20 protein-coding genes and 2 CRISPR repeat arrays are annotated in these 25,275 nt (G+C 35.1%); of the genes, 8 read left to right on the top strand and 12 right to left on the bottom strand.

Going from position 1 to position 25,275, the window contains the following annotated elements; all coding sequences use genetic code 11:
• Window position 1 precedes the first annotated feature (1 nt).
• Window positions 2-1,369, top strand: a complete 1,368-nt coding sequence (locus F3G91_RS08110) for a thioredoxin reductase (protein WP_149701229.1) — start codon at window positions 2-4, stop codon at window positions 1,367-1,369.
• A gap of 74 nt (window positions 1,370-1,443) precedes the next feature.
• Here the strand turns inward: F3G91_RS08110 and F3G91_RS08115 are convergent, their stop codons facing one another.
• On the bottom strand, window positions 1,444-3,378 hold the full coding sequence (locus F3G91_RS08115) for a site-specific integrase (RefSeq protein ID WP_223227850.1): 1,935 nt from the start codon (window positions 3,376-3,378) through the stop codon (window positions 1,444-1,446).
• 1,115 nt (window positions 3,379-4,493) lie between these two features.
• Here F3G91_RS08115 and F3G91_RS08125 point away from each other — a divergent pair.
• From F3G91_RS08125 to F3G91_RS08140, 4 genes are all read left to right on the top strand, one after another.
• Window positions 4,494-4,796: a hypothetical protein gene (locus F3G91_RS08125; RefSeq protein WP_149701230.1), complete on the top strand. Its 303-nt coding sequence runs from the start codon at window positions 4,494-4,496 to the stop codon at window positions 4,794-4,796.
• Window positions 4,774-5,322: a ferritin family protein gene (locus tag F3G91_RS08130; RefSeq protein WP_149701231.1), complete on the top strand. Its 549-nt coding sequence runs from the start codon at window positions 4,774-4,776 to the stop codon at window positions 5,320-5,322. Before F3G91_RS08125 ends, F3G91_RS08130 begins: the two co-directional genes overlap by 23 nt.
• Before the next feature lie 158 nt (window positions 5,323-5,480).
• Window positions 5,481-5,843 carry a plasmid mobilization relaxosome protein MobC gene (mobC, locus tag F3G91_RS08135; RefSeq protein WP_149701232.1) on the top strand — a complete coding sequence of 121 codons (363 nt, stop codon included), beginning with the start codon at window positions 5,481-5,483 and terminating at the stop codon, window positions 5,841-5,843.
• A gap of 91 nt (window positions 5,844-5,934) precedes the next feature.
• Window positions 5,935-8,283: an aminotransferase gene (locus F3G91_RS08140; protein ID WP_223227851.1), complete on the top strand. Its 2,349-nt coding sequence runs from the start codon at window positions 5,935-5,937 to the stop codon at window positions 8,281-8,283.
• Between the two features lie 397 nt (window positions 8,284-8,680).
• On the opposite strand, the gene csm5 is transcribed toward F3G91_RS08140, so the two are convergent.
• Genes csm5 through cas6 form a run of 6 tightly spaced genes read right to left on the bottom strand, consistent with a single transcriptional unit; the run spans window position 8,681 to window position 13,981 of the window.
• Window positions 8,681-9,718: a type III-A CRISPR-associated RAMP protein Csm5 gene (gene csm5 / locus F3G91_RS08150; protein ID WP_149701234.1), complete on the bottom strand. Its 1,038-nt coding sequence runs from the start codon at window positions 9,716-9,718 to the stop codon at window positions 8,681-8,683.
• Window positions 9,708-10,595 carry a type III-A CRISPR-associated RAMP protein Csm4 gene (gene csm4, locus F3G91_RS08155; protein ID WP_149701235.1) on the bottom strand — a complete coding sequence of 296 codons (888 nt, stop codon included), beginning with the start codon at window positions 10,593-10,595 and terminating at the stop codon, window positions 9,708-9,710. Before csm4 ends, csm5 begins: the two co-directional genes overlap by 11 nt.
• The gene (gene csm3 / locus F3G91_RS08160; protein WP_149701236.1) at window positions 10,595-11,233 is read right to left on the bottom strand and encodes a type III-A CRISPR-associated RAMP protein Csm3; all 639 of its coding nucleotides are present in this window, start codon (window positions 11,231-11,233) and stop codon (window positions 10,595-10,597) included. The genes csm4 and csm3 overlap by 1 nt, the downstream gene beginning before the upstream one ends.
• Before the next feature lie 9 nt (window positions 11,234-11,242).
• Window positions 11,243-11,653 carry a type III-A CRISPR-associated protein Csm2 gene (gene csm2, locus F3G91_RS08165; RefSeq protein WP_103607999.1) on the bottom strand — a complete coding sequence of 137 codons (411 nt, stop codon included), beginning with the start codon at window positions 11,651-11,653 and terminating at the stop codon, window positions 11,243-11,245.
• Window positions 11,650-13,158: a type III-A CRISPR-associated protein Cas10/Csm1 gene (gene cas10 / locus F3G91_RS08170; protein WP_149701237.1), complete on the bottom strand. Its 1,509-nt coding sequence runs from the start codon at window positions 13,156-13,158 to the stop codon at window positions 11,650-11,652. Before cas10 ends, csm2 begins: the two co-directional genes overlap by 4 nt.
• The gene (cas6, locus tag F3G91_RS08175) at window positions 13,145-13,981 is read right to left on the bottom strand and encodes a CRISPR system precrRNA processing endoribonuclease RAMP protein Cas6 (protein ID WP_149701238.1); all 837 of its coding nucleotides are present in this window, start codon (window positions 13,979-13,981) and stop codon (window positions 13,145-13,147) included. Before cas6 ends, cas10 begins: the two co-directional genes overlap by 14 nt.
• A 473-nt stretch (window positions 13,982-14,454) precedes the next feature.
• A CRISPR array of direct repeats spans window positions 14,455-14,868; the repeat unit is 37 nt; unit sequence ATTTAAACAAATTTGACCCGATTAAGGGGATTGAAAC.
• Window positions 14,869-14,973: 105 nt separating this feature from the next.
• Between cas6 and cas1 the strand changes: the two genes are divergently transcribed.
• Entirely contained in the window at window positions 14,974-17,208 is a 2,235-nt protein-coding gene (cas1, locus tag F3G91_RS08180) for a CRISPR-associated endonuclease Cas1 (RefSeq protein WP_149701239.1), read from the top strand.
• Window positions 17,208-17,483: a CRISPR-associated endonuclease Cas2 gene (cas2, locus tag F3G91_RS08185; RefSeq protein ID WP_149701240.1), complete on the top strand. Its 276-nt coding sequence runs from the start codon at window positions 17,208-17,210 to the stop codon at window positions 17,481-17,483. Before cas1 ends, cas2 begins: the two co-directional genes overlap by 1 nt.
• On the opposite strand, the gene F3G91_RS10595 is transcribed toward cas2, so the two are convergent.
• On the bottom strand, window positions 17,480-17,614 hold the full coding sequence (locus F3G91_RS10595) for a hypothetical protein (RefSeq protein WP_262974807.1): 135 nt from the start codon (window positions 17,612-17,614) through the stop codon (window positions 17,480-17,482). The two genes, cas2 and F3G91_RS10595, sit on opposite strands and share 4 nt — an antisense overlap.
• 313 nt (window positions 17,615-17,927) lie before the next feature.
• A CRISPR array of direct repeats spans window positions 17,928-20,293; the repeat unit is 37 nt; unit sequence ATTTAAACAAATTTGACCCGATAAAGGGGATTGAAAC.
• Window positions 20,294-21,033: 740 nt separating this feature from the next.
• On the opposite strand from F3G91_RS10595, the gene F3G91_RS08190 reads away from it, so the two are divergent.
• Complete coding sequence (locus F3G91_RS08190; RefSeq protein ID WP_149701241.1) at window positions 21,034-21,993, top strand: helix-turn-helix transcriptional regulator; 960 nt, start codon at window positions 21,034-21,036, stop codon at window positions 21,991-21,993.
• Here F3G91_RS08190 and F3G91_RS08195 read toward each other — a convergent pair whose 3' ends face one another.
• The 4 genes from F3G91_RS08195 to csx20 form a co-directional block, all read right to left on the bottom strand.
• Window positions 21,994-22,677: a macro domain-containing protein gene (locus F3G91_RS08195; protein WP_149701242.1), complete on the bottom strand. Its 684-nt coding sequence runs from the start codon at window positions 22,675-22,677 to the stop codon at window positions 21,994-21,996. It abuts the gene before it with no gap.
• Between the two features lie 10 nt (window positions 22,678-22,687).
• Window positions 22,688-23,308: a DUF4433 domain-containing protein gene (locus tag F3G91_RS08200; RefSeq protein WP_188116818.1), complete on the bottom strand. Its 621-nt coding sequence runs from the start codon at window positions 23,306-23,308 to the stop codon at window positions 22,688-22,690.
• 69 nt (window positions 23,309-23,377) lie between these two features.
• Window positions 23,378-24,700, bottom strand: coding sequence for a CRISPR-associated DxTHG motif protein (locus F3G91_RS08205; protein WP_149701244.1), 1,323 nt, complete (start codon window positions 24,698-24,700; stop codon window positions 23,378-23,380).
• A gap of 94 nt (window positions 24,701-24,794) precedes the next feature.
• On the bottom strand, window positions 24,795-25,169 hold the full coding sequence (gene csx20, locus F3G91_RS08210) for a CRISPR-associated protein Csx20 (RefSeq protein WP_149701245.1): 375 nt from the start codon (window positions 25,167-25,169) through the stop codon (window positions 24,795-24,797).
• Window positions 25,170-25,275: the final 106 nt, after the last annotated feature.

Raw genomic sequence — 25,275 nt, forward strand, 5'->3', positions numbered from 1 at the left:
AATGAAGAAGATAATATTTATCATCATAGCTCTTTTAGCAGTCGCAGTAGTAGTGGTAATAAGCAAAGGAAAATTACAAGATAAAGGAAATTTAATGGATAATAGTAATACATATACGGTTATAGCCCACAATGGCAGAGAGGTAAAATTTGATAAAAAGACAAATTTGATTGTTTCAGAAAATGAGATAAAAGGCCAAACACATAATGACTTATTATCTAAGCTAGTTCTAGATTCCCGCTCCATCCTAGACTCATCCCCATATAAGAACTATAAACCCTTATACTATAACCCTAAACCAAATTCTCTAGGTCAAACAGACTATTTAGCATTTAAACCATGGCTAGACATTAGCTATAAATCAAGCTCAAATAAACTATCTCCTTGGACTAAATCAGAAAAAGCCTACTATGAAAGCCTAAAAGATAAAAGAGATAGATATATCTATCTAGTAAAAAGAAGCAATCTAAAATGCACTATGATAGATATCCCAGATGATGCCATAGGTAGAGTGGATAGTAATGGCAAACTAACAAAGCCAGAGTATGCTGAAATTTATGATGAAGTAAATGCTCACAAAGGTACATTAAAATCAGAATTATTTGCAGCTGAGTGGAATATATGTGCTGGAGTATTAGGAAGCACTGTTGGATTTTCAGGAGGAGTTGGATTAGGTTATGCAGGATTTAAAGCAAGAGCATATCAATCAATGTTTCTATCAGCCCAGCTTGGTCAAGACGGAGCCTTAGAGGCATTAGCCGACATGTTTGAATACTCTACCTATCTAGTAGGTCTAAATAAAAATTTACAAATGGCTGAAGAATTTAGGAAACTAGCTAAAAATCCTCCACTAGATGAATATGGAATGATGCCTTATCTTGATGAGATAGTAGGAAGCTACTTCGTGATGGATTTTAATAGAGGCGGGGTAGCGGCTATGCCAGATAATTCTTTATATAAAGACCTAAGAGAACTCGTAGAGGATGAAGGCAAACTACTAGACCCTAGAGACATAGACGCAAATGAGACCACGAGGGAGGAATTTGTTTCTTATGTAAAAAAAGAATTACCAAATTTCCAAGACAAATATGAAGTTCCTGGATTTCCGCAAGAAATGGAAGAGAGGGATATTTCTCTTTTTATCGACTCCACCCTCCTAGAAGCCAAAATAATGTCCCTAACCCCACCAGAGGGATATCCAAATGCACCATACTATAACACACCAGAAGAGCTAACAAGACTATATGAGGCTGGTAAATTAGATAAAAAGCTAAACCCTCTAACACCAGTGATGTATAGAGATAGCTTTCCAGAAGATCTTAGGCAAAAGATACTAAGCTATGCTAAAGAGCATAATATAAAGGATTAAGTATAAAATCATGTAATAGATTATGGTTTATAAAAGGAAGTATGTATCCACTATATAAACCATACGTCTAATATCTAATAGCACACCATTTCTACTTTTGCTTTTAAAACACTAGCATTTATATTTGTAGCATATGTTCCGAGTAAAATTTTATACTGCTTCTCATGTCCTACTATTTGAGCTATGATATTTGGCTCTACTTCTTGTTGGACAAGCGTATCTATAAAGTAGTGCCTAAATGAGTAAAAAGTCTTTTGCTTGTCGCTGCTTATTAGCTTTCGTTGTATTTGTGATCTAAAAATTTCTGAAAAGTCTTTGTTACTTACTTTGAAGATGCTTTTATTTGCACTAGCTCTTTGTTTTACAAACTCCATTAGTCCAAACTCTATTAGCTTGCTATGGACTGGCACAAGCCTTATGGAGTTTATATTTTTGGTGCTCTTGCCATCATCTCTATTTACACTAAAGCAAAGCACATTATTGTGTTGCACAATGTCACGTGCTCTTAGCTGAACTATCTCGTTTATCCTCATGCCACTATATGCTGCTATCATGGTTATATAGTATAGATCATTTGCACTTATGCGTTTGCTTGGTGACTTGTTGGTCTCTTTAAAATTTTGGACTATTTTAAAGATAGCATTAGCCTCTTCTTTGCTATAAGGCAGAACCTTACGCTCCATTGGATTTATCTCTACTTTTACGTTTAGATCATTTACGATGCTCTTACTTATGTAGTCGCTGTTATAGCAATACTTAAAGAACTGCACTACTCTTATCATATATTTTTGTATGGTTACTTGTGATAGCTTGGCATCGTTTTTGCCTATATGTATGATTTGCTCTAGGCTTTTGTCTTTATATTTGGCTTTTTGGTTTAGCTTGGTTGGTATGAGAGCCAAAGTATTTCTAAATTTAAGCAGGTCATCTCGTGATATGGTTGTGATATCTTTGCTTGGATGAAAAAATTTAAACAATATATTGCCTACGATATTTACCAGATCCATAGTGCTACTTGACCACTTTTGACTAACGCTAGTGTTAGCTGTAAAATTTTCAAATGCCATTTTTAATGTGATGATCTCCCTTCTCTCTATCTTTTTTTGACTAGGAGAACATGGCACTATCTCGTATTCTTGTACTGCCTCATCGTTTAAGCTACCCATGTCAAAGCTGCTATCTCCTACTTTTATGCGTTTGCCTATTAGATGGCTATCGCTAGTTAGTATATGCTTCGCATCCCTCTCATCACCTTTTGTTTTTACTAGCTTAAAAGGAGTGTTAAGTCCGTATTGTTGCTCGGCAGTTGCCATTATGGCATGTGAGAAATTTTTAGCTAGGCTTTTGATATCTTCTTTATTAAGAGGTAATCCACTTGCTTCATCTAGAGCGTTGATGTTATCTTGGAAGCTATCTATATCGTTTGGCTCAAAGCTATAACTTTCATCTTTTTTGCTTAAAAATTTAAGTCTTTTAGACACAAGGTTTGTGCTCTTATCAAGCTTTGATATTAGGTAGTTTAGGGATAGTATATGCTTTTCAAGCAAGTTTTGAGCTATGCTGGCTTTATCATCTTGATCTATGGCTTCATCTGGACTGTTAGATAAAATTTTAGCCTTACTTATCAAAGTCTCATTACTTTTATTAAGTAAATCAGGAAAGGCATTATCTTTTAAAGCCTCTTTAAAATGCTTATTTAGCGCATCTGCAAAGTCAATATCTATCTTTTTATCAAAAAGTGAATGCTCTTTTATGCTCTTATCCACCTTTGCCTGCATAAAACTATCAACTAATGAATCTATAATTCCTTGATTTAGCTTCATATCAACTGCCTTTGTTATGAGATAGATATATCTATCATAAATTCTAGCAGATTTTCTGGCTTTTAATAAAGAATAAGTCCCCAAGGAGAAAGATAGCTCTCTTGAGCACTTTAAGACTTTTCTTGCGTTTGGTGCGATGACGCTTCGGTAGTAATAAATTCCATTGCGGTTTTTTAGATGTACCATGGGTTTGCAGTGGAACAAAAGTGGGACACTTGGCTAGTGCTTATTGGGAAAAGTTGTTTGTAATGGCGATGTAGCAGGGCTTTAAGCGATATTTAAAAATTTATCTCATAAGCCGGAGGTCGGGAGTTCAAGTCTCCCCCGTGACACCATAAATACCTAAACTACGATGTTTCTACAATATTATATTGCAGTCACCTTTCATGAAATATAGCTTAATGTTTGTAGCAAAATAAAATTTTATGTAGCAAATTTTTAAGCTCGCAGTAATTTTAACACGTTTTTTGTAAAATTTTAAAAAACAAGTAATTTTTTTAACGAATCATCTACTATGATATAATCTGTCACTTTACTGGGTTAAATTTTTATCATAACTTAAATAAAATGATTATGGATGTATAGTATAAATGGCGCTTGTAGCTATTGAATATATACTAAAAAATATTTTTGATGGTTATGATTCATTTATATTTCCTAGCAATAAAACACAAAATAGAGATAGACTGCATAAGTATTACGAGATCCTGCGTATGGTCAAATATTGGCTCCCATTTATCAAGATAAAAGATCCAGAATATCTAAAGACAAAATTTGAGAATTTGCTTGGAGAGTATTTGGTGCGCAATTGATGATGATGCAATAATTTTTATTTGGTAATTTTAAGATATTTGTTTCGATTCCTCATATAAATACTAGCATTAAGTAATTCATAAGTATTTTTATGCTATACAATCAATTATAAGCAAAAACCCCTTGATATATCGTGCTTTTTAAAACATAAAATCATTTTTTTATTCTACTTACTATCAAATTCATTGACTCGACTATAAAAAAAGATTATAATGCTCACAATTTTTAAAAATATATTAATTAAAAAAGGAACCAGCATGAATAAAACTAATTAAAAGTAGAGGTTCTATTTAAGTATTTAATTAAAGAGAACCCCTACGATAAGTTGCGAGAACCCTTATTGTAATCGTTCTCTACTTTTAAACTACTTAAATAAAAACCTTATCAACAACTACCATATCAAAATAAAAGGCACACTATAGGTATGTCCATTTGGTGAGATGGCTATTACTGTCTCTTGATTTTTTAAATGGCAAAAAGGAGAAAAAATGCCAAATAAAAAAATAATTTTAAATGATTTAAAAACCATTAGAAAGAATAAGAAAAAAGAGGAGATTAAACAAGTATGTATTGAAGTCTTGTTTCCAGAAAAAGCAACACTCAAAGAATGCAAGTTACTAATCGAAAATCGTTATAGCGTAAAGCTATCAAATAAAGAGTTTTTCAAATGGAAGAAAGAATATGAAGTACAAATAACAAATCAATCATCTGATGCAGATCAAATTTCTGAGGTTAAAGAAGATAATAAAAAAGATGAGGAACTAAGCAATGGCACTAACAATCAAGAGTAGCGATACAGCAGTTGCGGCAAATGCCGTAATTGCTCTACAAGAATATATCGAAATGGGCAATAAGGCTAGTGAAAATATTAGAAATAATATTGAACTTTTTAATCAAACCGCAGATAGCTTTAATAAAAGCTTTAAAGAAAAAATAGAGCTTATAGAGCAAGGAAGTGTTGAACTTACAAATGCAACAAAAGAGATTCAAAATGACTTTAAAAAGACATTACGGAGTGCGGACAAAACCATATCGAAGATCAACTCATCTTTTAGCTCTTTGATGAAAAAGATAGTATATGCATTAATTGCCTTTGTATTTATAGAAGCGATCTTCTTTTTTGGTTACTTATTTTATAACAGCCATAAGATAAATGAAGCTGAGTCCACATTAAAAAGTAGGCTAGATAAAGTACTTCATGACGTGTCTAATCTTAAAGGCTTTATCATCCATATCTACAACCAAGATAGCCAAAAAGCTAGTGAAGATTTTACTAAATGGCTAAACACAAATGGTGGTAAAAATGTTCAGCAGTAAGCAAATTTTTCTAATAGCAAGACACATACAATGTATGACACTTCGTTTTCATACCTTGTATAATCTTGCTCTGCCGAGGGCTACAATGCGAGATATAAGAAGCGTTAAAAGCGCTTCATCTGCTAACATATTTAACGTATTTTATGAAAGGATATCATATGCCAAAAAATATCAAGGATAAGGTACTCTCTATAAGGATCACTTCTCAGCAAAATAGCAAATTATCTGATATGGCTAGAGAACTAAAAATATCAAAATCAGAAATCATTTCCTATCTTATAGATAATGGCACTATAAATTCTGAATCCATAAAAAAGAAAGAGCTATATCCAACAATCATTACATATTTTGCTAGACCTTTTAATAACATCAATCAAATAGCAAAGAGACTAAATATAGCTTATAAGACTAGTGGCAATATAGATTTAAAAACGATACTGCGAGCACAAGAAGAGTTGTACAAAGTTCAATCAGTCCTAACTGAAATTTTAAGCCTAATAAGGAGTAACTATGATAGTTAAGATCTCAAAGGGAGAAAAAGGCGTAGCTGATTATTTAAAAACTGGTAAGAAAAGAGATTCAAAGCTAACTAGAGATGAAAAAGATGATAGATTGCCACTGGCTGGAAATTTAGATCTTATCGAGATGTCTGAAAGGCACCAGAGCAAGAAAAAGAATAAGAAATATAACTACTATCATATATCCTTGTCATTTACTTCAGAGGAGTGGAACAAGCTATATGAAAGTGGCAATATAGATGAGTTTATAATGGATTTTTTAAGGCTAACTTTCCCAAATCACGACATAGATGAGCTACTTTTTTATGCTGAAGCTCATCTGCCTATAATAAAAGAAGAGCCATATATTCCTCGTCCAGAAGGGGCGCTAGAAAATAGAACATTAAACAAGAAACATAAAAATGGTGAACCACTAAAAAGAGAGCCTCATGTTCATCTAATAGTCTCTTTTGAAAATATGAAATTTACCCATAGTGTAAAAACTGGTGGAGTTATATATACAAAAGGTGCAGCCAAGCAACAAATAAAAGCCATCATGGCTAAATCAGCAGAGAAATTTAAAAGAGTGGTTAATGATATCTTATCTAACAAGTATGGTCTAAATAATATAGAACCTTTAGGTATGGATGAAGACCAACTAAATAAACAATATGAAAGCTTTAAAAGTGCAGCACAAAAGGTTAAGAAAGGCAAAGAAAAAGATACACAAATGAAGATAGAAACAGATGTGGTGATCGAGCCAAAAGCAAATACAAAAGAGCAAAATATAAGTGTTGAAGAGCTGCTAGCTGATGCTAGAAATTCTACAGCTGATTATCTATTAAGAATGATAGAAGAAGATGAGAGTTTCAAAAAAGACTACTATGATAGAGCAAAGAGGCTTAATGAGATAGATATAAGAGAATTTTTGCCTATGATCAATGCAAAATTTAACATCACCGCAAAACATGAAATGGTAAATGACAAATATAAAGTAAGTGTAGATGGGTTTAAGGGAACTTATAATCTAACTGATCTAATGTGCAAGATAGTCTATAATGGCAGAAAAGGAGCATTATTTCATGTAGTTAATGAACTAGAGCAAATGCTTATAGAGCTTCAAGCCAATAAAAATGAGCCAAAGATAACATTAAGTGTAAGTAGTGACTTTAACACGCCAAATAAGGACCCGAAAACTCAAGTGCTAAATAGCTGGAAAACGATACGAATAGAGCCATATAACCTAAAATCGGTACTTAAAAACTATTCAGCTATATCAGTGGCAAGTTTCAAAGATAAAAGTGAAGAAGCTAGTAGTGTTGATGGCATAACTCCTACGCTTATATATGATATAAATAACTCTAAATTTACTGCAAATGATGCTCAAAATTTACTACAAAGCAAAGGAATAAAGGGCTTTATATATCCAACCACTTATCAAACACCAGATACAAAAGTAGAGAAATTTAAACTCATAATACCCACAACAAAGGCTCCAAGCTTAAATGAATATGATGAATACATAAAAGAGATAACAAGAGAGCTTGGATTATATAACATAGTAAATAACCAGAGCCTATATCATAGTAAATTTCACTACACTCCAGTATCAGGATCTGAACTTGTAAGCATTAGTGGAAAAACTTTTGATAATACAAGAGCCATTGAAGATGCCAGCCTAAAAACAGATATTAATAATATGGATATTAAAGCCATATATGAAGATTTACAAAAACTAAGAAGATATGAGCTTAGCCATGAACCAAAAGATAGCAACTTACATATTAAAAGAGCAAGCTACCAAGCTATTTCATCAAAGATTCCAATAAAAGAGTTAATAGAATACTTTGACGAGAGCACTGTGTTTAAAAAATATAAAAATCATCAAATACTTTCTGGCAAGAGCGGCAGATACCTATACCTGCCAGAAGAAAACACAGCCTACTCTTTTAACCAAAATAGACACTATACTCCATATATCTACATTAGAGATAAATTTTATGAAGCAGCCAGAAAGATAAAAACTGGATTTTATGATGATGATCTCATTCAAAAGCTAAGTATTACAAAAAATGAATATGAAGGCTTCGTAAAAGATATCGATAACCATCTAGATATGAATAGATACTATTTAGCTTTTATAAATAGAACCGAAAACTTTAAAAAATATCTATCAGATATAGCTAAGATTAACTATAAAGGCTTAATTTATAATATAAAAATATATATGAAAGATTGGCAAGATATGCAAGGCTTTAATAAGCTAAAGGAGCGTTATGAAACAGATAATATATCTCTAGCAAATGATCATATATCATTTGGCTCACTAAAAATAACAAATCAAGAGTTATATGGTCAAGGACTTGACAGTAACTTTGGAGCAGAGCAAACAAAACAACCATCAAGTGTAGCAGAACACAAAGATCAGGATGTGAAGTCAGAGTATGATGGTTTGAGAAGGTAGATTATCGTAAGCTGTTATAGAAACCAAATTATTGGCCATCTCTTACCCCATAAAACCAAACGGCAATGCAAACATATCATCATCTAGGTACCAGTAGCAAAAATTTTTAGTATCTATGAACCTTTTTAGGGCGTTATTGAAATATGAGCTAAACCAAAGATATTTTGATTTTTCAGAGGTTATCTTTGTGATCTATGGGTAGCCGCCGTTTATGATCTTTTCAGATAAATCGTCTTTATCATACTTTTTAGCATCAAATGGTCTATATCATCACTTAAAATATCTATCAAATTTTCATCGCTATAGTTTAACTCTTTTTTGAGAAAGTGAATATAGCTCTACTCAAAACTTTTAGTTCCAACTGCATTAAAAACTAGGTTGCATTGTTTTTAAAAGATCAATCCTCTTCTAAAATTTCACAAAGTAGCCAACCAAACGGCTGTTTATTGATAAGCCAAGCTGTAGTCTCTTCCTCTTGGATAGATGGTTTTCCCCTGCCTCTCATTATTTTTATCCTTCTCGCGCCATCTACCGTAACGGCTCTTGCACCACTATGCTTTCCAACTCTCAATAAAAATTGATTATCCGTAAGTTTTAAATGCTCGTATTTCTCAATAAATTTATCAGATAGTCCTTCGCGTGTAAATTCGTCCGTTTCATAGCTAAACTGAGAGGCAAATATCGGCATATAGTGAGAGTTGCAAGCTTTTATTAGCTCGTCTATGCCAAATTTATTATTTTTTATCGTAAATGTTGTTTTAAATTCGCTTTTTGAGTTTATCACCTCATATCTTACTGGTATGCCTTTGCTTTCATTTTGGTCTCTTGAGGCTCTATTTCTTTTTATATTTGTAGCAACAGAGGCAAAAGTATGTGACTCTATCACCTCACTATCAGCCACTAGAAAATCACCAAAATACTCTTTTGTATCATAGCTTTTACTCTTTTTATAAAGCATTTCACCAAAAGCTGTAGCTATAGCGCCTTTTAGTGAGCTTCCTGGGATTATGGCTTTTTTTAAATTTGGAGATATAAGTGTCTTTTCGACCACTAGTTGGTTTATGACTTTTTTGCCACCACCTTCTCTTTGAACTACCTTGCCTATTTTGTCATTATAGTCTTCTGCGATGTTTTTTAGTGCCTGCATTTTGTAGTAAGAGACCTTTTTTGCCAAAGAACTCTTCTCTTTTATAAATTTTTGCAGCTTCAATATGCCATCACTAGTAGTGTCTGAGGCTATTTTCATAAATTCATCTTTAGACTTATCGTCAAGTTTTTTAAAAAACTCAAATTCATCAAAAACATACATATAGTATTTATCATCCGCGCCTCTATCTATGACGTAGTTCATAGGCTCATAGGCCTCTCCAGTACCTATATGTATAGGGCTTATAGGGTTTAGTTTGATCTTATAGTTTTTAGTTTCATTGTGCATTTTTTATCTCCGTAGCTATTAGTATGCTATATCCTTGGTGCACTGTGTTTGCGTTTGTAGAGTGTCCGCTTATAGCCTTTCCTATATACTCTTTTTCGCAAAATTCATCATATATCACCACGCTACCGCTATCTGCCATTAGGAGTGGGCTTTTAAAAGGATTTGTGCTTGCAAGCCCTCCACCATGTTTGCCAAATCTAGTAAATGGCTCATAGTAAAATTCTTTTAAATTTTCATCATCTATCACGACTGGACTAAGCGTAATAAAGGCATTTGAGTTCTTTTTTACAGACACCTTCTCAAACGCTCTGTACTCAAACGCTCCTTTGCCTATGCTAGCTCTCTTGCCATATCCACTTTTAGATACAACTTCAAGCACTTTTTCTAGTTCGTCAAGTTTAAATTTATCATCTAGCAAAAAGTAGATATCTTGCTTGCTAAATTTCATCTCCATTAAAGCATAAGGCGCAAATTTACCGCTCTCATCGGTCGTAAACGTATGGTAGTTTATGGAGTTTTTTATCGTTGCGTTTTTTGTTAGCTCATAGCCAGCTTCAGCACTTGTTTTGGCATTTTTGAAATTTCCACCTTGCAGATCCTCCATGCTAAGCCAAATTTTCTTCCTATTTTCTTTTTTTAGCTCCAAATTTTCGCCCAAAAAATGACTTGGCATGCTAGGCTTTGGCAGATACCCGCTAGCAAAGCCATCAGACACTATCAAAAATGGCTTTTTGTCATAGTCACTTAGTAGCTCATTTAGCCTATTTTCTCCGAACCTATATCTGATCGCCCAGCAAATTTGTCCAAACAAAGTATCGCCCTTTAGTGGCGTTGTGAAATTTGACTTGGGTGTTATGGTAGTTTTATAAAGTGTCATTATTCCCACCTTAAATTTGTAAATTCAACCCTTCCGTAACCTCTTGAGCCGCTACCGCCTAGATAGTCGTTTTGTATTAGCTTGAGTCCACTCTCAACCATCTCTTTTAGCTCGTTTTCGTTGTCGTTATAAGGCTCTTTTTCATCAAAAACTTTTAGTCTAATAACAAGGTCAAATTTCACTCCAGCTGGCACACGCTCGATCTGGCGAGGATGCTCGGCAGTTCCACTTTCTCTGTTGATCACGTTTTCATATTTTGCTTCGCTTAGTTTTAGCCCTTCACTCTCGCTAGACAACAAACAATCCCCAACGCTTATCCTAGTAATGCCAAATTTATTCTCTTTATCGCCAAAAATTTTTAGTAAATTTTGTGCCGCTTTTTTATCTGGCTCTGGTACTTTTTCTAAAACTTTAGAGTTAAATACTTCTCCTTCACCATATCCAACCAGCCTATTATTCCACTCTAGCAAGCTTCTCATTTTACCTTTTAGCGAGCTTCCAGGGATGTAAGGCTTACTTGTGTTTATATCTTTTATCACCTGCGAGTCTATGCCACCTATCTTCATAGTATCATCGCCGCCACCTATATGAAGTCCGCTTAAAAGCTCTATTTGTCCCTTTAAAGTTAAAATTTTCATATTCTCTCCTTATTTTTTAGCAAAGCCTATAACGGCCTCAAAAAAGAGTTTAAATACCCTTAGATCATCTTTTGTCTTTACCTGAGCTACACATTTATTTATCATCTCGACAAATTCATCACTTGAGCATTTTCTTGACTTAGAGTAAGCCGCTTTTGAATTTAGCATCTTTACAAATGGCAAAACTTCGCTGAAGTCTTCACTATTTGACTTTTGCTCTAGCTCGATTATATAGTCATAAAATGCTCTTATCTGAGTAGCTTTTGTTCTAGCAGAGACTAGATCAGCGACGATCTTTGCTGTTTCGTCAAACAAATTTGGATTTTTCTTGTAGTCCAAAACTATCGGCGGTAAAAAGTCAGCTTGCGGTTTATTGCCGGCATTATAGTTGCCACCGCCACTTCTATTGTATCCACTCATCGTTCTCTCCTTTTATATATGTATTCACAAATAGCCATCTTGCTCTCCTTTGGATTGTTTTCTATCACATTATTTAGCATAAGAAGTAGCTCGTTCATCTCACTACCACTTTGCATATTTCTAGTAAAGCTATAGCTTAGCTTTGACTTCCACATCGTATTTTTCACATCCTCGCATACTTTTTTGCTCATCTCGCAAAGCTCGAGCAGCCTATATAAAAACGCCGTATTGTCTATATTAAATTTCATAAATTCATCTAAAATTTGACTTCTGACGCTTAAATAGCTATTCCACTTAGCAGTCTCGCCAAAGATACTAATCGCATCTTTTCCACTCATCTCTTTTGAGCTCTCCAGCCATTTTTCGCTAGTTTGCGCTAGAAAGCTTATCGGCGTGGACGGTTTTGCTAAAATGATGCTAAAAGAGATGCTTAGATCCTTTGTCTTTATAAATTTCATAAACTCTTGCCTTACAAAAATGGCAAGCTCTATCATCTGATCATAGCTACCAACTATCAGCAGATCATCACCACCTGCAAAGACCGTATAGCTATTTTCAAATTTCTCTTTCATCTTTCTTGGCACGTATAGAGAGAAAAAGTTATTTATCCCCTTTGAAAATGTGTCAAAATTTGCAAAGTTTTGCGTAACGTCGCTATGTTTTATGAAATTTCCCATATTATCCACGTCGGCTTTTATCACAGCGATCGCATTATCTCCGCGAGATTTTTTAGCCATATCTTCAAAGTCCACTATCTCGCCCGCCTCTTTTGCGACGTATGATCTTATATTTTCGCTTATCTCAAGATCAACGTCCATAAAGTCTATGCCTATAGCTTTGCTATTTATCTTCTTGCTATCGCTAGCCAGCTTTTCACCAAGGCGTACAAAGGCGGTGCAAATTTCGCATTTATCCTTGTCGTGAGCTATCTTTCTTATATTGCAAATCCTGCAAAGAGTTTGATTTGTTATGCCCTTATCGTATGAAAGCACCGGTTCTTGCTCTTTTAAATTTAACTTTTTAAATTTCTCTAGCTCCACAGCCTTGCTGATCTTGTCCCTTAGCTCTTTATATTGCTGTGGCTCCGTAAAGTCAGCCCTCTCGCACTCCACGCAAGATAGGCTAACACCGCTAACGCCAAAGAAATTTTTTATAAAATAAGCATTTATAACGCCTTTTATCTCTTTAAAAGCAGCTTCATCAAATTTAGGGGATAGTATCTCAAATTTACCAGCCGTACATGATAAGATACATTTTTCATCTATGCCCAGTTTTTGGCAGATAAATTTAGCCAAGACCATCATGAAAAGCTCGCAGAATGCAGACTTTGCCCTTAGTACCTTGGCCGCATTTTTTGAGCCTAGGTTATCAAATATAAATTTTTGTATCCCGTAAAAGTCTCCACCTATTAAAAACATCCTATCTTGCAATATCTCATCTATGCTCTTAGATCCTTGCTCCAAAGAGGCAAACTCATCATTAAAATAACTGCTAAATTTGCTCATTCATATCCTCCGTTTCTATTTTCCCTAGTCCAAAAACAGTCTGCTTGCCTACGCCTATTATCTCGCCTAGCTTTAGTAGCTCCATGCACTCTTTGCTAACGCCCCTCATCTCTAAAGACCCTACCAAGCCACCAAAATTCATAGTAGTATTTTGTCTATTGCTACGCCTAGTTAGCTCCACGTATTTTAGGTCTTTTTTGGTTATCTCGCCCTTTATCTCGCACGTTAATGCCTCGTGATCTTGTCCAAAGAGTCCAAGCCTTCTTTGGTAGATGGAGTTTAGTATCTCTTTTAGACTTATATTGTCATTTTTTAAAAAAACATTATCTTTTTTTATCCTAAGCGGAGTTATAAATTTAACCCTAACATCGCCCCCATCACCATCAAAGCTAAATTCTCTCACGTACTCTTTAGGCAGGCTTATCTTATCCTCTGCCATACACGCCTCACCATTTATAAACATATCAAATTTCTCATACCTAACCCTATCTTTGCCAAGGCCATATCTCTTTAACATCATATATGCCGCAGAAGCGATATATGGTAGTTTTTCGCACGCGCTCTCTAGCAAAACTATGCCAAAGTCATACTCTTTAGCCCCTAGCTCAAAGTCCAGCCTATATCTATGGTAGCTATTTTTCTTTTCATAAAAGTCGTAGTACAAACAGCTCTCATTTGCAAAGCACTCGTCGCACTTATGGGCGTGATTTATACAGCTTACGCTTTTTAGCGCATACCCAAAGGCTCCTCGCACCTGCGAGCCGATAAAAAATGGCGGCTTTTGTGACGGCTCAAATTTCACTCTAAGCTCGGCATATCTCATCTAAACTCCTTATATTCACATATTTTAAAGCTACGCCCACTATGCTCTTTTTTAGAGCATTTTTTCTATTTATTTTAAGTTTGGGGATAAATTTATTAAGCTCTGGTAGTTTTATCAGCACGCCAAGGCTAACTCTTGCTGCCCTTATATAGCGAGAAAAGGTCAAAATCATATTAGTTTCGTTATTCACTTCAACGCTCGATTTTAAAATTGTCTTATTATATATGATTTAAAGGTAAATGTTTATGATTTTTAAATTTTTGTTTAAAAATTATTATTTTTGTATATTTTTCGCACCTTTATCACTCTTGGTTTTTAGCTTAAATTTCCATCTTTTTGGCTAAAATTTCAAAAACTTGTGATTTTAAAGCTATTTAAAATAGGTTCTTTTTGCTTATCATTGTTAAATTTGACCTGACTAAGGGGATTAAAACAGCACAGTAATGTTGGCAACTTGTATGATGGAAGCTAACATTTAAACAAATTTGACCCGTTCTAGGGGATTGAAACATCTTATCTCCGTTCATTTCTAGAATTGAGACTTGCATAACATTTAAACAAATTTGACCCGACCAAGGGGATTGAAACAATTTTGTGATCCAGCTTTCTGCACCACTGTCGTTCACATTTAAACAACTTTGACCCGATCAAGGGGATTGAAACAAGCTAGAAGGGACTTTCACGTAGATGTGATCTGCCCATTTAAACAAATTTGACCCGATTAAGGGGATTGAAACAAGCTAGAAGGGACTTTCACGTAGATGTGATCTGCCCATTTAAACAAATTTGACCCGATTAAGGGGATTGAAACGCAATAATCCACTCCATAGTGTCTCCTTTTAATAAAGTTATTTAAACAAATTTGACCCGATTAAGGGGATTGAAACAGTTTTGATGCACAAATTTCGCACCTTTTAATTTTTTATTTAAACAAATTTGACCCGCTCCAGGGGATATAGCGACCCATACCACACTTAAAAGGTAAATTCAAAATGTTTACTAAAAACCTAGAACACATATTTACAAAAGGTGCTTTAAGCTCTGCATTTGACGAAATTTCTGCAAATTCTTTAGGTTTAGATGAGATCTCATATGCTGATTTTAAGAAAAACTTTGACGAAAACGCAGATCATCTCATACGATCAATATTAAATGCCACCTACACGCCAGAACCGCTAAGAAAGATAAACATCCCCAAAGAAAATCGTAGCGGAGTAAGACCCATAGGCATATCCTCCATAAAAGATAAGTTGATTCAAAGAGTTTTATACTCGGAGTTAAATCCATATTTTGACGAAACGTTTTTATCAAATTCCTATGCCTACCGTCCAAATAAATCGACTTACAAAGCCATAAATAGAGCTAGTAATTTCATAAACGAGGGCTACTGCTGGATACTAAAAGCCGACGTAAAAGACTTTTTCGAGTCGGTAAACCACTCAAAGCTACTACAAATTTTACAAAAACATATAAAAGACGCAAAGATCACAAACCTTATCTCGCTCTTTTTAAAAACCGGCGGATTTTTAAAGCGCGATTTTAAAGAGCATAAAATCGGCGTGAACCAAGGCGATATCCTATCTCCTATGCTATCAAACATCTATCTTGATTTGATGGATAGGTTTATAATCAAGACCACGGATAAATTTATAAGATATGCAGATGACTTTATAGTATGCTTTGCAGAACAAGACGAAGCTTTAGAATTTGAGCAAAAGCTAGATGACTTTTTAAAACTACTAAATTTATCTCTCAACAAAGAAAAAACAAAAGTCGTAAACATAAACGACGGTTTTGTCTTCCTAGGCGTTCGTTTCTTTGGTAAAAACCGCTGCGTAGATAACGACAAAATTCAAAAGATCATCTCAAATTTACACTCTGCAAGCAAAGAAAAGTCAAATTTCATAGACTATATCGATGAGATAAACGCTATCTTGCTTACGCTTAAAAACTACTATCTAAAGATCATACCGCCAAACTCACCGCAGATAACGCAGATAAAAGAGCACCTCATAGACTCTTTAGCGCAAAAGATCGCCCTATACAAACAAAACAAAAGTATAAATTCAAAAAAAGAGTTTACCCTCTACCTTGAAAAGATCGACTTTGGAGTATTGTTTGGTCAAAACGAGATAAAAGACAAGATAACCCTAGCCATAACAAAAGGCTATGACAAATATCTATCACAAAAAAGCTACGAAAACGAGCCCCGCAAGATAAACCAAAAGAGAAATTTCTACGCCACCAAGATCGCCTCGGATTCTACGCTTCATATCAACCAAATAGGTGTCTATCTAGGCCTTAGCAAAAATAAATTTACCATAAAGCAATACGGTAAAATTTATAAAGAATTTCCCATCTCTAAAATTTCCCGCATCATCGTTGATAGCGAGCATATCTCACTATCTTCTGCAGTGATATGGCGCTGCGCAAGAGAAAAGATCCACATCGATTTCATAGACAAGCACTACGTCCCATACGCCACTTTGCTAGCTTACAACAGCGTCTCTACTCAGACTACGCACAAACAAGCCATGCTCCTAAACACACCAGCCCAGCTATATCTCGCCACCTCTTTTGTCGAGGCAAAGATAAGAAACCAAACCAACTATCTAAAATACCTAAACAAATACCATAAATTTCCAACTCCAAACATCCTAAAATTAGAAAATATCCTAGAAAGAAAGCTAAAATACATCAAAAACACAAACGAGCTCATGGGATTTGAGGGCTCGGCTGCTGCTATTTACTGGGACGGTATAAAGAGCATATTACCGCTAGAATTTGAAAAACGCATAACATTTGGCGCCAAAGATATCGTAAATTCCTCACTAAACTACGCCTACGCCATACTCTACTCCAAAGTCCAAGAGTGCCTATATCTAGCAGGCCTTAGCCTACATATCTCATTTTTACATGCGCTTGACAGCACGAAGCCGACCCTAGTCTTTGACATGATAGAGCAGTTTAGGACATTTATGGTAGATAGGGTCATAGTCTCGATGCTAAACAAAGATGAGCCCATCTCACTAAATAAAGAAGGGCTTCTCACCGACGCTTCTAAAAAGCTCATAGCGCAAAATATGAAAGAAAAACTCGGCAGCTACACTATGTGGAAAAAGGAGTCATGCAAATGCGAAAACATAATCATGCAAGAGTGCTACGAACTAGCTCGCTTCGTAAACGGCGAGAGCAAAAGCTATAGACCTTTTGTAGGGAAATTCTAATGAAATTTGTAATAGCCTACGACATAAAAAGCGATAAAAATCGCAAAAAACTCTCAGACATCCTTGAGGGCATCGGCTACCGTGTAAATTTTAGCGTCTTTGAGTGCGAGCTCAATGAAGCCAAGCTCAAAAAACTGATAAAGTCCGCCAAGGCTTTACTAAATGTCAAAACAGATAGCCTAAGATTTTATAGACTATGCGAAAACTGCGTGGGAAAAAGCTTTGAGCTATGCGATAAAAAAGGTATCTTTGAGATGCAAGAGCTCTTTGTCTAGCTTATGTCATTCTTAAATTTCTTTTGGATTTTTGATTTGCGAACTTTTTTAGCTGAAATTTGACCCTTTTTAGCTAAAATCTCGCAAAATAGGTTCGCAAATCTAGTTTTTTCAAAATATCTCTCATACATTTGCGAACTTTTAGTTATGCCTAAGTTTAGGATAGCCTATTTTAGGACCTTGCGAAACTTATATACCGCTTAAAGTTCGCAAACCTATAAAATTTGAAATTTTTAAAAGAGATTTGCGAACTTTTTTAAGATGACAAATACCTAAATTTAGGGGTTCTTTCACTTATCATTGTTAATTTTATGAAGTTAGTATTTTTAAATACCTATACATTTGCGAACTTTTTTGAGATTTTCACGAATTTTAGGTATCTTTAAAGCCGGTTTCTTAAATAATTTTGCTAATTTTTCCTTTGCAAAAATAGTCTTTTAGGCTATTTAAACAAATTTGACCCGATAAAGGGGATTGAAACGTCTTGGACTTCTATTTCTAATAAGTCCGCAGCCTCTAATTTAAACAAATTTGACCCGATAAAGGGGATTGAAACATCTCTACTTCACAGAGTTCCGCTACTTCAAGTACAATACATTTAAACAAATTTGACCCGATAAAGGGGATTGAAACGAATATACTCTACCTCTCTTATCATAAGCCCACTTGAAATTTAAACAAATTTGACCCGATCAAGGGGATTGAAACTCTTCAACTTTGACGCCGAGATACTTCGCACTAAAATTTAAACAAATTTGACCCGATCAAGGGGATTGAAACAATTCGCAGACCTCTAAGGTAATATTAGCAGCTACATTTTTAAACAAATTTGACCCGATAAAGGGGATTGAAACTAAGTTGCTCAGCTCTACCTCGCCTAGACCACTAGGCACATTTAAACAAATTTGACCCGATCAAGGGGATTGAAACTCTTCAACTTTGACGCCGAGATACTTCGCACTAAAATTTAAACAAATTTGACCCGATCAAGGGGATTGAAACAAGACTACGTTGGCTGCAATACTAGCAGCTGCCTCTTTATTTAAACAAATTTGACCCGATAAAGGGGATTGAAACACTAAGCTATTCTTAAGCTGTCGATGCCTACAGATTTAAATATTTAAACAAATTTGACCCGATAAAGGGGATTGAAACTAGGTAGGTAATTTAAAGAACGGCTTATTTTCTCGCCATTTAAACAAATTTGACCCGATAAAGGGGATTGAAACGCTTATTTTCTCGCCGTTCATTTCAAGAACTGAGATTAAATTTAAACAAATTTGACCCGATAAAGGGGATTGAAACAATCTCGATCTCGAATAGCTCAGCAGCTTCAACTGCTGTATTTAAACAAATTTGACCCGATAAAGGGGATTGAAACCTCGATCTCGAATAGCTCAGCAGCTTCAACTGCTGTAATTTAAACAAATTTGACCCGATAAAGGGGATTGAAACCTACTTCACAGAGTTCTGCTACTTCAAGTACAATACCTATTTAAACAAATTTGACCCGATAAAGGGGATTGAAACACGTTTATGTATCTCAGCTAATAGAGGCTCATAATATTTAAACAAATTTGACCCGATAAAGGGGATTGAAACCTACGATGTTCTCGTCTTTTCTGCTTTGCAAATAGCATTTAAACAAATTTGACCCGATAAAGGGGATTGAAACCATCTTGACGGGTTTGGAGGTATGTAAGAGTCTCCTCTGGTGTATTTAAACAAATTTGACCCGATAAAGGGGATTGAAACACTGCTTAACAGCAGCTAGAGCTTCTTCAGCATTCTTAGATTTAAACAAATTTGACCCGATAAAGGGGATTGAAACACCATTTTGTGGTCTTTGACCACAATATTGTAGTATATTTAAACAAATTTGACCCGATAAAGGGGATTGAAACCAGATGGCAGATAGTTGAGTGAACGGCTTATTTTTTCGATTTAAACAAATTTGACCCGATAAAGGGGATTGAAACTTTGAGACAATGTTGTAGAATGCTCTACCTTGTGGGAGATATTTAAACAAATTTGACCCGATAAAGGGGATTGAAACGCTACAACGTTGTAGTAATTCCTACCTTGCGGTAGGTAATATTTAAACAAATTTGACCCGATAAAGGGGATTGAAACCTTTGATGTCCTGAACTTCAATCTCTAGGACATCACACACATTTAAACAAATTTGACCCGATAAAGGGGATTGAAACCCTACGCTATGAAATTGGCTAGGGACCTTCACATAGTATTTAAACAAATTTGACCCGATCAAGGGGATTGAAACTCTACCGATTTGTTCTGAGCACGAAGACCTTTCTTCGCTAATTTAAACAAATTTGACCCGATCAAGGGGATTGAAACATACGTTTGTTCTGTTTAGCTAAGCCTTTCTTAGCATTTAAACAAATTTGACCCGATCAAGGGGATTGAAACCTTTTTTCTTGTTCAAAAGCAACTGATCCATCGTTATTATTTAAACAAATTTGACCCGATCAAGGGGATTGAAACTCTTTAGTTAGTGGCCTGATCGTAATTTCATAAGGCAATATTTAAACAAATTTGACCCGATCAAGGGGATTGAAACAGTTTGTTGTATGCTTCTAGGCTGTTACTTGCTACCATTATTTAAACAAATTTGACCCGATTAAGGGGATTGAAACACTTGAACTTCTATCTCTAGAAGCTCCGCTACCTCAAGGATTTAAACAAATTTGACCCGACTAAGGGGATTGAAACACTTCGGGCGGTATGATGGCATCGATGTCTAGGATGTATTTAAACAAATTTGACCCGATCAAGGGGACTAATGAAATTTGGTAAAGTTGTAGGTAGTGGCTTATATTGTTATTTGTAAAAATAAATGAGTGGTGCTTATATGCGTTTATTGGATAAATTTGGATAAGAACAGATTGGCTTAGATTTATGAAAAACTACAATAAAGATAGGTTTTTGTGATTTGCGTAGATAAATAAAAGCTACGAAAACGAGCCATGAATTTTGCTTCATGGCTGCATGGGCCAACTATTTAGAAGTTGGCTTCATACGAAATGTGCCCTTAGTGGTTTGGACTTTGGTATAGCCACCAAAGCTTTGACCCACTTTTTGGTGAGCACGAGCAGATGAGTAAGACCTGCTTGAAGACGATGAAGAAGACTTTGAATAAGAACGTGAATAGCATTTTGCCATTTTAACCCCTTTGTGTTGAATTATTTTGTTTTTACATAGACTACTTCAAATGAGCCATGAATTTTGCTTCATGGCTGCATGGGCCAACTATTTAGAAGTTGGCTTCATGCGAAATGTACCCTTAGTCGTTTGGACTTTGGTGTAGCCACCAAAGCTTTGACCCACTTTTTGGTGAGCGCGAGCAGATGAGTAAGATCTGCTTGAAGACGATGAAGAAGACTTTGAATAAGAACGTGAATAGCATTTTGCCATTTTAACCCCTTTGTGTTGAATTATTTTGTTTTGTTGGGAGAATTATAAAAGAGTGTATGGACATATTGTGTATAATTCATAAAAAACTTTAGAGAATATAAAGGATAAAGTAATGGACGCACAAACCAGGATACTATGGCTACTTAAAAAGCTAAATCGTGGCGAGATAATCAACACTGCACAAGACGAGCTGTGGGTAAATGAAAAAGATGATACTCCGAGGCTAAACTATAAAACAATAAGACGAGACTTTGATGCTATAAAAAGTGTATTTGGTGAGATAGAGATAAAGCGAACAGATCCTGGCTGCTACCAGGCTATCAATACGAATTTACTTGATGATTTGCTCGATGAGAGAAAGAGAAATGTCCTAAAGATAATCTACACGATGCTTGCCAAAAACTCTCAAAAATTTAACGAAACCAGCAAGAAAACGGCTATATCTCAAGCTATAAACGAGTCTTTGGGCGTTTATGACTTTGTCACAAGCCCGATCGAGACGGAACTAGACAAAAGCGTCATAAAAACACTAGAAGATGCGATACGCTATAGAAAAAAGCTCGCGATTGAGTATACGCCTACAAGCAGATCCAATAGCAAAAAATTTAAAGAGGTGAAGCCATATAAAATTTTGCTAATCAATGAAAATTTATATCTGGCAAATAGCAACAACGAGTATGATTTTTCACTTTTTAGGATAGCTGGGATAGTAAATTTAGAGGTTATCAAAGGCGAAACGTTTAATCACGACTACAACATCGACGACTTTATAAAAAACATCCAAACGCCGTTTGCTGTTTTTTCGCATGAGTGGAGAAGCTCGCTTATAGAAGTACGGCTCGAGATCAGTCCGCAAAAAGCCTTTTTGTTTGAGAGAAAAAAATTTTTTCGCTCACAAAAGATCATAGAGCGCAAGTCAGACGGTGCGATCGTGGTCAGTTATCATTTTAGCGATCTTAAGGAGATAGAGTTTTTTATCATGGAGTTTTTGGGATACGTCAAAATTTTAGCCCCAGTGGGGCTAAAACAAAAGATCATAAAAAAGATAGAAGAAGGTAAAAATTTACTCTAACTAAAATAGTCTTTTTGGCATGCTTTTAACTATCCTAAAACATGCCTCAAGCGACTTATCGCCTATGCCAGGAGCCCTTAGCAAAGAGCTTAGCGAGTGATATAGCCCACTATCTATAGCATCTTTGATAGCTTGAAATCTTATATTTTTTACGCCCAAGATCTTGGTCTGCCTTTTTAGCTCATCGATATCAAAATTTAGTGCAAAATCATCATACAAGTCATCACTTGCATTTTCATCAAATTCCCAAATTTCGCACTCTATATTTAAAGGCTCTAGAAATTTCATCATCAAATTTATAACTTCGTCTTTATCAAGTCCGCCATTTGCAGCGCCAAGAAGCGGAAATGCGACGCTATCGATATTTTTGCTCACATAGGTATTTGCAAATTTTTCAAGGCCGGCTTTTATGTAGCTCATTTTTGACGGATCTTTCCAGTGCTTTTTGGTAGGGAAATTTAGCACCTGTCGTCCATCGTTTACTTTATATAGCCATAGCTTGCCTATATCTATTTTATTTGGGTTATCCTCACTACAAAGCTCGACATATCGCGCAAACATCTCAGGATAGCGCAGTCTAAACTCATAGGCTATACCAGCACCCATGACGCCTACGCAGTTAATGGTATTTACGATAGTGCCTGCCTTGGTGTTAAATATATTTCCATATTTTAGTGTTACCATTTTTTTATCCTTAGAAAAATTTAGCTGGATCAACTATGACGTTGATATTATACATTTTAAGATCGCCAGCTAGTTGCTCTTCGATAGCTTTTTTACTAATTTGATCTTTAACATATATAGAGCGTATATAGCGGCTATAAACTACATCATTGATCAAAATTTCTGCCATCATTTTTTGCTTGATATCATTGTTTGCAATGCCATTGTTGCACCATCTTGGAGAAAAGACATCATCAAAATTTATAAAATTTGGATCTTGCAAGTCGGGCAAATTTTTACTAAATTTAGCCTCATCTGCAGACGCATTGCGATTTGAGATCAAAAAGCCATTGCGATGATCTTTGATAACCCGAACGTCAAGTCCTAGAATGATAACGCGAGCATTGCTTCTATTTCTATAGAGCATGGCATTGCGTGGATTAAAATAAAAAGGAACATAGTCGTGAATTTTATGTCCATATATGCGCTCAATCTTTTCGCGCCTTGCATTTACCTCTTGGTTGCTGATATCTACTTGTTTATAAGTGTTGTAGTGATTTTGCAAGCCATGTAGTAAAATGTTTTGTAAATTATTTCGGTCTGTCATATGGAAAATTTCTCTCATGCCGTCTAAGAAAGCTTGGTTGCTCATTATAACCTCCGTTATTTTTTCGGAGATTATAAGGGGCATTATAGACATATAGTGTCTAAAAATATTAAATTATAGGCTTTGTTGTATATTTATAAAATTATGGTATCTATCAAACAGCTTTTTTATCTCTTGTTTAATATGGCTAAATTCTTCTTCGCTGATATTGCCATGTGCAAAGTCGTTGCGTAGGTCGTCTAACTGCTTGTGATATTTTGCCAGTTCATTGCTAGAGCCAAATTTTGTATTTATAATCCGTCTAATCTCTTTTATATCTTCTTTTGAAAGTTCAAGATACTTTAAATTTTTCATAGTCCTGCCAACAAAGTCATCATCAGTTTCATAAGCTCTAGTTTTTAACGACTGAATAAAGAAATTGCTTATCAGATAATTTTTTCTAACGCCCATAGTAGAGCATTCATCTAAAATTTTCTTATACACGATAGGGATATTTCTTTCAAAAACTCCAACTATGTAACTATTCACACTTTCAAACAGCAGCACCAACGACTGCAGCAAATAACCCTTTTTAAACATATCTTTGGCTAATTTATACCTAAAAATATATGCGCTATCGCTCCAGTCACATATTTTATTTAGCCTATCTTTTAGATCCCTAGCTCTTGATATCAGTGCGATATCATCTATCTTGTCAAGTTCTTTGATCAACTCGTTATGCGAGCTTTTTAACTTTGCAATATTTAGGCTTAGTATATTATTTGAAAAATCGTTTAAAGCATTTACTAGCGACTCAAATTTCTTTGCTCTTATGTGTTGAGCCAAAGTATAGTTTTGAGAAAAAGCTGCGATCACAAAAGCAATGTTGGCGATATCTAAGTATTGTCTTAGATCTATTATCTCGTATAGCTTGGATTTTTCTATCTCTTTTGCAAATAAGATTTGATCTATTTGAGAGACATTTGAGAAATTTTGTATGAGTAGATCAACTAGCGCTAACAAAGGCAGATGCCTAAAACCATGCGTCACGTCAAAGACGATCTTGCCAACACCACCTTTAACTAGGTCATCTACAGCTCTTTCAAATATCTCAAATATAGCTTCAAAATTTTTCTCATCTGTGATCTTGTAGCTATCGTTAAAATTTATCCTAAAATTTACATAGTGTGCCATTACCTCTTCGTTAAACTCTCTAGCATCGGCAGTATATATAGGCACTATATTTTCAGCACCAAATTTATCTGCTAGAAGAGGTAAGGTGTTAAAAAATTCTTGCGAGTTATCAGGGCTCTCACCAGCAAAATAGTACTTAGCACAGCCTTTGGTTTTGATGTTGTCTTTTTGTCCTTGTATACCAAGGATGGTGATAACGGCTGTTTTGTTGTTGATCTCTTCACTCTGGGGCGGATTTGCTTTTTTGACTATAGTTAGCGGCATTTTGCTTCCTTTGAATTTAACAACTTATATTTTTGAAGTATAGGAGATTATCTCGTTTTGCAACTTGTGTTTTACTTAATAAAAAAGGTGGTTTTTATAAATACTCCCTAAATTTTTCATGCTTAAATTCACGCCTAGTTACTAATTTACCATCTATGGTAAGCTCCTGAGCGATGCGTTTAGTGGTTGCGTAGATGGTTTTTATCCCGATATTTTTAGCGAAATTTATCATGTTGTAAGTAGCGCCAAAGTCACCTTGAACCAACAAAATATCACCAGCTTTAGCTTCAAGCATCAACTCTTTTTTGTATGTATTTAAAGCATATAATATATTTTCATCTGCTGGGTTGATGTTTGACCACGTATCGTCGGTAATGTTTATTATAGAGTCGATATCAAATGATTTTATAGCTTGATCTTTTTGCTCTTGTGTTAAATTATGGTTTATTAGAACAAACATTTTTTTCATTATTATTCCTTTTTAAATAAACAAGATGGGATAGTATCTAGCAAGTTGGACACATTGTGGCAAAAAAGGAGCAAAATAGAAAAATTGCTTAGTTTTTAATTTTTAT

The organism is Campylobacter concisus, from assembly GCF_902460715.1.
GTDB classification, from domain to species: Bacteria; Campylobacterota; Campylobacteria; order Campylobacterales; family Campylobacteraceae; genus Campylobacter_A; species Campylobacter_A concisus_AK.

Excerpts from the sequence above, each read along its gene's own strand:
- F3G91_RS08190 (WP_149701241.1), top strand. The coding sequence starts at position 21,034 with ATGGACGCACAAACCAGGATACTATGGCTACTTAAAAAGCTAAATCGT.
- F3G91_RS08205 (WP_149701244.1), bottom strand. The coding sequence starts at position 24,700 with ATGCCGCTAACTATAGTCAAAAAAGCAAATCCGCCCCAGAGTGAAGAG.
- F3G91_RS08200 (WP_188116818.1), bottom strand. The coding sequence starts at position 23,308 with ATGAGCAACCAAGCTTTCTTAGACGGCATGAGAGAAATTTTCCATATG.
- csm2 (WP_103607999.1), bottom strand. The coding sequence starts at position 11,653 with ATGAGTGGATACAATAGAAGTGGCGGTGGCAACTATAATGCCGGCAAT.
- F3G91_RS10595 (WP_262974807.1), bottom strand. The coding sequence starts at position 17,614 with ATGTATGAGAGATATTTTGAAAAAACTAGATTTGCGAACCTATTTTGC.
- cas2 (WP_149701240.1), top strand. The coding sequence starts at position 17,208 with ATGAAATTTGTAATAGCCTACGACATAAAAAGCGATAAAAATCGCAAA.
- cas6 (WP_149701238.1), bottom strand. The coding sequence starts at position 13,981 with ATGAGATATGCCGAGCTTAGAGTGAAATTTGAGCCGTCACAAAAGCCG.
- csm5 (WP_149701234.1), bottom strand. The coding sequence starts at position 9,718 with ATGCACAATGAAACTAAAAACTATAAGATCAAACTAAACCCTATAAGC.
- csm3 (WP_149701236.1), bottom strand. The coding sequence starts at position 11,233 with ATGAAAATTTTAACTTTAAAGGGACAAATAGAGCTTTTAAGCGGACTT.
- F3G91_RS08115 (WP_223227850.1), bottom strand. The coding sequence starts at position 3,378 with ATGGTACATCTAAAAAACCGCAATGGAATTTATTACTACCGAAGCGTC.
- F3G91_RS08195 (WP_149701242.1), bottom strand. The coding sequence starts at position 22,677 with ATGGTAACACTAAAATATGGAAATATATTTAACACCAAGGCAGGCACT.
- csm4 (WP_149701235.1), bottom strand. The coding sequence starts at position 10,595 with ATGACACTTTATAAAACTACCATAACACCCAAGTCAAATTTCACAACG.
- mobC (WP_149701232.1), top strand. The coding sequence starts at position 5,481 with ATGCCAAAAAATATCAAGGATAAGGTACTCTCTATAAGGATCACTTCT.
- F3G91_RS08110 (WP_149701229.1), top strand. The coding sequence starts at position 2 with ATGAAGAAGATAATATTTATCATCATAGCTCTTTTAGCAGTCGCAGTA.
- F3G91_RS08130 (WP_149701231.1), top strand. The coding sequence starts at position 4,774 with ATGGCACTAACAATCAAGAGTAGCGATACAGCAGTTGCGGCAAATGCC.
- cas10 (WP_149701237.1), bottom strand. The coding sequence starts at position 13,158 with ATGAGCAAATTTAGCAGTTATTTTAATGATGAGTTTGCCTCTTTGGAG.
- F3G91_RS08125 (WP_149701230.1), top strand. The coding sequence starts at position 4,494 with ATGCCAAATAAAAAAATAATTTTAAATGATTTAAAAACCATTAGAAAG.
- csx20 (WP_149701245.1), bottom strand. The coding sequence starts at position 25,169 with ATGAAAAAAATGTTTGTTCTAATAAACCATAATTTAACACAAGAGCAA.
- cas1 (WP_149701239.1), top strand. The coding sequence starts at position 14,974 with ATGTTTACTAAAAACCTAGAACACATATTTACAAAAGGTGCTTTAAGC.